At 61.2% G+C, this 7,441-nt stretch carries 5 protein-coding genes; 4 read left to right on the forward strand and 1 reads right to left on the reverse strand.

Annotated features, from left to right (window positions below):
• Positions 1-145: 145 nt before the first annotated feature.
• The 4 genes from ADJ95_RS00725 (at position 146) to ADJ95_RS00740 (ending at position 4,965) form a co-directional block, all read left to right on the forward strand.
• Positions 146-1,834 (forward strand): carbohydrate-binding domain-containing protein, encoded by a 1,689-nt coding sequence (locus ADJ95_RS00725; RefSeq protein ID WP_239662740.1) that lies wholly within the window; start codon positions 146-148, stop codon positions 1,832-1,834.
• Between the two features lie 351 nt (positions 1,835-2,185).
• The gene (locus ADJ95_RS00730; protein WP_049331591.1) at positions 2,186-2,395 is read left to right on the forward strand and encodes a DUF3073 domain-containing protein; all 210 of its coding nucleotides are present in this window, start codon (positions 2,186-2,188) and stop codon (positions 2,393-2,395) included.
• A 309-nt stretch (positions 2,396-2,704) separates the two neighbouring features.
• Complete coding sequence (locus ADJ95_RS00735) at positions 2,705-3,775, forward strand: phosphodiester glycosidase family protein (RefSeq protein WP_049331593.1); 1,071 nt, start codon at positions 2,705-2,707, stop codon at positions 3,773-3,775.
• Positions 3,772-4,965, forward strand: a complete 1,194-nt coding sequence (locus tag ADJ95_RS00740; protein WP_049331597.1) for a bifunctional glycosyltransferase family 2/GtrA family protein — start codon at positions 3,772-3,774, stop codon at positions 4,963-4,965. The genes ADJ95_RS00735 and ADJ95_RS00740 overlap by 4 nt, the downstream gene beginning before the upstream one ends.
• 227 nt (positions 4,966-5,192) lie before the next feature.
• Here ADJ95_RS00740 and ADJ95_RS00745 read toward each other — a convergent pair whose 3' ends face one another.
• Positions 5,193-6,896 carry a S8 family peptidase gene (locus tag ADJ95_RS00745; protein WP_049331600.1) on the reverse strand — a complete coding sequence of 568 codons (1,704 nt, stop codon included), beginning with the start codon at positions 6,894-6,896 and terminating at the stop codon, positions 5,193-5,195.
• Between the last annotated feature and the right edge of the window lie 545 nt (positions 6,897-7,441).

Below are 7,441 nucleotides of genomic sequence, written 5' to 3' on the forward strand. Positions count from 1 at the left end.
ACCAGACATAGCCCTGACCGGGCGCAGGCACCAACAGGATTCGCTAAGAGTACGCCTGACCCCCCCCAAAGACTTACCCGAAAACCGCAGCGGCACTACATAGTGCTTGTGAACCACGAAGAGGAATACCGTGAAAAAGAGCAATATGATCAAGAGTGCAACCTCCATTACCCTCCTGACGGCCCTGGCCCTGACCGGCTGCTCGGCAACCTCGGCATCGAACACCAGCGCGACGAGCGCCATCAGCACCTCCACCTCGAGCGATTCCGACACCAAGTCGAAGACCGCCGATTCCTTCTCCACCGACGTGAAGAACGGCGCGAAGCTCGCCGAGGACACCCACTACTCCGCGAAGGATCTGACCTGGGATTCCTCCAGCGAGGTCACCATCGATCTTTCTAACCCGACCGCGACCGACGGCGTGACCGTCAGCGATGGCGTCATCACCATCACCAAGGCGGGCAACTACAAGCTCACCGGCACCTATAGCGGCCAGGTCAAGGTTGAGGCAGCCGACAGCGACATGGTCCGCCTGATCCTGGATAACGCGACTATCACCAACTCCACCGGCGCGGCCATCAACGTGGTTGAGGCGGACGAGGTCGTTATCTACACCGCCTCGGGTAACACGAACACCGTCTCTGACGGCTCCTCCTACTCCGATACCGCCAGCGGCAGCCCCGACGCAGCCATCTACTCCAAGAGTGACCTGACCCTTGCCGGCGAGGGCACCCTGAAGGTTGAGGGCAACTACGAAGAGGGTATCCACACCACGGACGGCCTGGTCATCGCCTCCGGCACCCTGGAGGTGACCGCCGCGAACACCGGCATCAAGGGTAAGGATTACGTCGATATCCTGGACGGCACCGTAACCGTGACCGCAACCAAGGACGGCATCAAGGCTACCAATGACACCGACGGCAACCGCGGTTGGGTCCGCCTGAGCGGCGGTACCGTGAACATCTCCGCCGGTGACGACGGCTTCAAGGCCGAGCGCGTGCTGGAGATTTCGGGCGGTACCCTGAACATCACCGAGTCGAACGAGGGTATCGAGGCGCAGTACATCAACATCCTGGACGGTACCGTGAACGTGACCAGTTCCGATGACGGCATCAACGCCTCGTACAGCACCTCCAGCTCATCCAGCACCGAGTCGACGTCGAGCTCCACTACGCAGAGCAACCAGACCGCGCAGAATACCCAGAGCGGCCAGTCTGCACAGAGTAATGCAGCGCAGGGCGGTCAGGGCGGTCAGCCCCCGGCAGGTGGCCAGGCGCCCTCCGGTAACATGGGTCAGCCCCCGGCCGGTGGCGGCGGTGGCATGGGCGGTGGCGGCGGCACCTTCGAGGTTGTCGACGCGACCATCAACATTGCCGGTGGTACTGTCACCGTGAACGCGAACGGCGACGGCATCGACTCCAACGGTACGGCAACCCTCTCGGGCGGCACCCTGGTCGTGAACGGCCCGTTCACGGGCGGTAACACCTCGCTGGATACCAACGGCGACCTACTGCTCAACGGTACGACCGTGGTTGCGGGTAACTCCGGCGACATGTTCGAGGCGCCCGCATCCTCCTCCACCAGCGGCTACGTGAAGCTGACGAATCTGTCGAATGTCAGCAGCGGCACGACCATTCAGGTGGCCGATTCCTCGGGTAAGGTGGTGGCCAACTACAAGGTGACCAACTCCAACACCGCACTGATCCTGGTTTCCAGTGCCAATATCACCAAGGGCCAGAGCTACACGGTGTACACCACGACCGATAGCGTGGATGCCTCCAGCACTTCCGTGGCCTCGAACGCCACCTCGCTGGGTAGTTTCACCGCAAGCTAGGGCCCGGAACTTGGGAATCCCATAGACCCCGCGCCGGAGGTCATGACCGGTGCGGCTGATTCTCTCGATGCCGGTCTTGTGAGTGAGCCGCCCGAGAGACACGAACCCCGCTTCGAAGCTGAGTATGCCTTCGACGCGGGGTTCCGTGCGTGGAGAGCCGAGAGCGAGAAAAATAAAACGGATGTTCTGGTGCATAGGGGTGCTCCGCTCCGTAAAATACGTGTTGCAGAGCGCGACATTGAACGTCAAAACAGGGTACTCTATAGTGTAGTAAAGACTGTAGAACGATCCGAGGGAGGGCGTGCCCCGCGCGCCCGTAGCTTCGGACAGGATGAAAGAGGGGGTCACGCCATGGGGCGCGGCCGTCAGAAGGCTAAAGCAACAAGGCAGGCTCGGGAGATGAAGTACTTCAGCCCCGAGACCGACTACAGTGCTCTCGAGCGTGAGCTCAGCAGCGCGAAGAATACCAAGTCCTCCGATTCGTCCCGCCGCCGCTATGACGACGAGGACGACTACTCGGCATACGCTGAAAAGTACGCTTCCTACGAGGATGAGGCATAGGGATACGCGGAATGATTCGGTAGGTATCGACCGAGCGTATTCTACAGATGATGAACCGGCTTGAGGCCCCGCACGGGGTGCTCAGCCGGTTTTTTCGTGCCCTCAAGACCCCAAGCCGAGAGGGCGAGCCCCGGGAGGAGCGCGGATAAGAGGACGCGTAACCGAGAAAAACACGAAGGAGACCGCTCAGCCGGAGGCCTCGAAAGACGGAACACCCCTGCATAAAATAATTTCGGCTGAATAAGCATACATAGCTGAGGCACAGCTTAGTCATGCCTGGCGCTGAGAGTACACGGGCAATCTAGAGTCATGAATAACGAACAGAACATGACTCAGAACAGCAACCAGACCACCCAGGCCGCGGCAGAACAAACCGCCGCAGAGCAAGCCGCAGTAGAACAGAAGCTCGCCAAGAAGAAGCTCACCCGCCGTATCTTTATCGGAGGCGGCCTCGGCGCGCTCGCCGTTGTTGGCGGCGGCGCGGGCTGGGCCTACAACCGCTACCTGGCAGAGCACACCGAGATCGAAGATACCACCGCCTACGAGGCGGCCGCGGCCCAGGCGAACGCCTCGGCATCCGGCTCCGCCACCGCAAGCCCTAGCGAACTGACCGGGGTGAAAATCGATGGCCAGAGCCTCACCGCTAACGAAGGCTCGATTACCATCACCTCCACCACCACCGGTAGCGGCTCCGACGCGGTTGTTTCCTTCGTCGCGGACATCAAGCTCGATAACGCGACCCTGCTGCGTAGCGCCTTTGCGAACAACAAGTTCGGCCAGAACATCATTGGTACCCCCTCGAATATCGCCTCGGAGCACAACGGTATCTGGGCCATTAACGGCGACTACTACGGCTTCCGTACCACCGGCATCGTGATCCGAAACGGTGTTGTCTACCGTGACTCCGGTGCACGTGAAGGCCTCGCCTTCTACCGCGACGGCTCCGTCAAGCTCTACGACGAAACCGCAACCAACGCCCAGACCCTCGTCAACGAGGGTGTGTGGAACACCCTCTCCTTCGGCCCGGCCCTGGTGAAGGATTCCGCCATCGTGGATGGCATCGACAGCGTTGAGGTGGACACCAACTTCGGTAACCACTCGATTCAGGGTAACCAGCCTCGAACCGGTGTGGGTGTGCTCGGCGCCAACCACCTGGTCTTCATCGTGGTCGATGGCCGTTCCACCAACTATTCGCGCGGCGTAACCATGACCGAGTTCGCGCAGATGTTCAAGGACCTGGGCTGCGTCAGCGCCTACAACCTGGACGGTGGTGGCTCCTCCGCCATGGTCTTCAACAACCAGCTGGTCAACCGCCCCCAGGGTGGCACGAAGGAGCGTGGAACCAGCGACATTCTCTACATTGCCGGGAGCGCATCATGATTATTCTAATTCCCGCATATAAGCCTGACCAGTCTCTTGTCCGTCTTGTGCACGCTCTAAAGGCGCAAGACGCGAGCGCAGAGATTCTCGTTATCGACGATGGATCCGGTAGCACCTATGCGCCAATTTTTGCCGAGCTGCACCTGGATGGGGCCATCGTTCGGACCCACCCCGTCAACCGAGGCAAGGGCGCGGCCCTGCGTACCGGCATCGCCTGGGCGAAAGCAAACCGCCCCGGTGAGGTCATCGTCACCGCCGATGCGGACGGCCAGCACCTCCCTCGGGACATCTTCCGTGTGGGTGTGCGCACCGAAACCGCCGCGGCGGCAGGGCAGCGGACCATCATCCTCGGCGTGCGTACCAAGCCCGACCCGAACGCCGGCGAAGAAGGCACGAAGGTGCCGCTGCGCTCCAAAATTGGCAACAGCGCAACCGTAGGCTTCTTCGCCCTGGCGACCGGCGCCCGCGTGGCAGACACCCAGACCGGTCTGCGCGGCTTCACCCCGCAGATCCTGGACTGGCTGCTGCAGATTCCCGGCGATAAGTACGAGTACGAGTTCTCCATGCTGCTGCGCGCAACCCGCGCAGACGTGGAGTTGGTGCAGGTACCCATCGTGAAGGTCTACGAGCCGGGCAACCCGACCAGCCACTTTAGGCCTCTGCAGGACTCGGCGCTGATTTACGCACCGCTGCTTGCCTTCCTGGCGTCCTCGTTTGTGACCGGCTTCCTGGTGGATGCTATCGCCCTCTTCGTCCTGGTGGGCTTGGGCGTTCCGCTGCTGGCAGCCGTGATTGGTGCCCGCGTCATCTCGGCGCTGACGAACTTCACCGTCAACCGAATGCTCATGCACGACGGAGGCGCACGCCCCTCGGCATCCTCCTCGCTGGTACGTTACACCGTGCTGGCGGTGGGTATCCTCGCAGCCAACGCGGCTCTGATGGAAACCCTGACCGGCCTGGGCGTATCCCTGCTGGTCGCCAAAATCCTGACCGAGCTCATCCTGATTCCGGTGAGCTTTGCGGTTCAGCGCCGCTGGGTTTTTCTACCCACCCAGCGTCAGGAAAACCCGCGAGAAAAGACAACGGCAACCAACGCACCCTCGGGTCTGCGTGCGGTCAGCTACGAGTCCGCTCGCGTGGAGGCAACCGGTATCCGTACCGGTGTGCGCGCCTCCCAGGTACGCCCCTAGCTCGTCTACCCTAGCGTCCAGCTCGCTAGGGGCGTACCCCAAGATTTCTCCCACCTGTCAGTCGTGAGGGTGGGTGGGAGAAGCAAGCTGCAGCACCAAATGCGGCAGCGTTCTGTTCACGCAAAGCCCCCACCGGGACGTACCCGGCGGGGGCTTTGTGATTGTCATTCTTTGAGGTTTCCCACGGCTAACGCCGCCGGAAGACTGAGGGGTGAGAGCTCACCGAATTACTGACCGGGAATCAGGCCGTGCGGGGTGATTAGGAACGGCGGGTTGTGATTCGTGGTCGGGTTGGTCACGTAACCGGTGCGAGCCGCACGGGTCGGGTACTTCGGTGCACGCTTGGGCTTGGGGTGCGCCGGGGTGACGTTCTTGCCCTGCAGGACCTCAAGAGCGCTCGCGGCGTTCGCGATACCCGCGCCGCATGCATTCACATCGCAGGTCAGCGGCTTTGCGCTCTGCTTGAGAACCTGCTTTGCACGATCGGCGGTCAGCGAGGGATCCACGGACTTCATCAGGGCGATGATGCCGGCCACCTGGGGAGCCGCCATGGAGGTGCCATCGTACTCGGTGTAGCCGGCACCGGTGGATACGGTGGTGCCGAGGTCCACGGTAGACATGATGCCGTCGCCGGGGGCGCTCACATCAACGATCTTGCCGTAGTTGGAGAAATCGCTGCGCTGGCCCTTCTGATTCGTGGAGCCAACCACAATCGAACCGCCGCAGTTTGCGGGGGCAATCTTGGAGGTGTCCTGATCGTCGTTACCGGCGGCAACCACCAGAATGGCACCACGCTTATTCACCTCGGCAATGGCCTTGGAGTAGGTCGCGGGGCAGGTACCCTCGCCACCGAGGGAGAGGTTGATGATCTGGGCGGGGTGGGTGTTGGCGGGCACGCCTTCAACGGTGCCGCCCGCGGCCCACACCATGGCATCCGCGATATCGGAGTCATAGCCGCCGCACATGCCCAGGGCGCGCAGGGGCAGAATCTTGGCGTTGGGAGCCACGCCCGCGATGCCGCGCTTGTTGTTCATGATTGCGGCGATGGAACCGGCCACATGGGTGCCGTGCCAGTTGGACTCGGAGGCCTCAGAGCCAGCGGCGCAGACGCCGGCTTCTTCCCAGTTACCCTGGTCGGTGGGGTCGGCGTCGCGGCCGTTGCCGTCACGGGCGATGGAGGGCTCGGTGATGAAGTCGTAGCCGGGCAGAACGTTCGCGTCGAGGTCCGGGTGCTTGACGATGCCGGAGTCAATCACAGCAACGGTCACGCCGGAGCCCTGGGTGGTGGCCCAGGCCTCGGGAGCGGAGATGCCCTTAGCGTCGTGTAGGTTCCACTGCTGGGGGTACAGGGTGTCATTCGGGGTGACGGCCGCCTGGTTCTTCGAAGCGCTTGCGGCCTTGGCCAGGGTGCTGGTGGCCTGGCGGCGCGCGCTGGAGCGGCGCATCAGGTCGGGCTCGACGGAGGCGACGGAGGCGTTGGAGCTCAGCGCCGCCATGTACTTCTCCGCCTGCTCTGCGGTGAGCTTGGAAGAAGTGGTCACCACGGTTGCCTTCTGGGAGGTGGTGCGCACGTAGTTGGTTTTGACATTGAGCAGGTCGTCGATCTTCTGCACGTCGGCGGTGATGCCGGAGTAGAGAGAATCGCTCCAGGTGGCAACATGGGTGCCCGCGGGGCTTGCCCAGTTGATGCCTCCGGCGTTCAACGCGTCATCGGTGTAGGTGATGACGAAGCGGTTGAAACCTGCCTTCTGCTGATCGGAGCTGAGGGAGGAGATGGTCGTGTGTGCTGCGGCGCGAGCTGCGTTGCTGGTCTGGGCGGGAGCCGCGAAGGTTGCGGGTGCGCCCAGGGAGGCCACGAGTGCTGCGGCGGTTCCCATGCTCAGTGCGACGCGTGCGATGCGGCGCGAGGAGGGATGAGTGGTAAAAGACATCGGGGTCCTTTGCATATGTGAGTGCCGGAAGCGGCAGTTGGTGAGGATGACCCACTCACATAAATGCACTTTTCGGAAAACATTTATATTTCTTTGTGCGCCGCGTTGGCAGTGCGGTAACGGAAAGAAAAATGCACATTACTGCATTAATGTGCAATGTTTTCTAAGCCCCTGGAGGAGTTTATTTCGGAAGTGGTTTATGCGGTGAGATATTGCTATCCTAGCACCTTTCCCTCATGGCAAAGCTCCAAAAACCGGGAATGTGGCACAGCTAATGTATTTTTTTGATTTTGGGATAAAAATAAAGAATTGCCTAGTCAAGACAATATTGAGAGATTAAAGTAAAGATTTAGATATTCCTCAGCCCGGCATAAATAGTTGCATAGCAGAATTGATATTTTAGGAATAAAGTATCGCATTATCGCAAGCACCATTCCGCCGGGTAGTGCATGAACACCACCTGATGGGTCGTGGCATGAGGGGACCGAGAGCACCGAGAGCGCGGGGCGTTAGGTTGGGAACGGCAAAGGCGGGGCTCGGTGAAG

This window comes from Rothia mucilaginosa (assembly GCF_001061665.1).
In the GTDB taxonomy this organism is placed as follows: Bacteria; Actinomycetota; Actinomycetes; order Actinomycetales; family Micrococcaceae; genus Rothia; species Rothia mucilaginosa_A.

What these genes read in the sequence shown, in the direction of transcription:
- ADJ95_RS00725 (WP_239662740.1), top strand. Translation starts at nt 146, where the DNA reads ATGATCAAGAGTGCAACCTCCATTACCCTCCTGACGGCCCTGGCCCTG.
- ADJ95_RS00730 (WP_049331591.1), top strand. Translation starts at nt 2,186, where the DNA reads ATGGGGCGCGGCCGTCAGAAGGCTAAAGCAACAAGGCAGGCTCGGGAG.
- ADJ95_RS00735 (WP_049331593.1), top strand. Translation starts at nt 2,705, where the DNA reads ATGAATAACGAACAGAACATGACTCAGAACAGCAACCAGACCACCCAG.
- ADJ95_RS00740 (WP_049331597.1), top strand. Translation starts at nt 3,772, where the DNA reads ATGATTATTCTAATTCCCGCATATAAGCCTGACCAGTCTCTTGTCCGT.
- ADJ95_RS00745 (WP_049331600.1), bottom strand. Translation starts at nt 6,896, where the DNA reads ATGTCTTTTACCACTCATCCCTCCTCGCGCCGCATCGCACGCGTCGCA.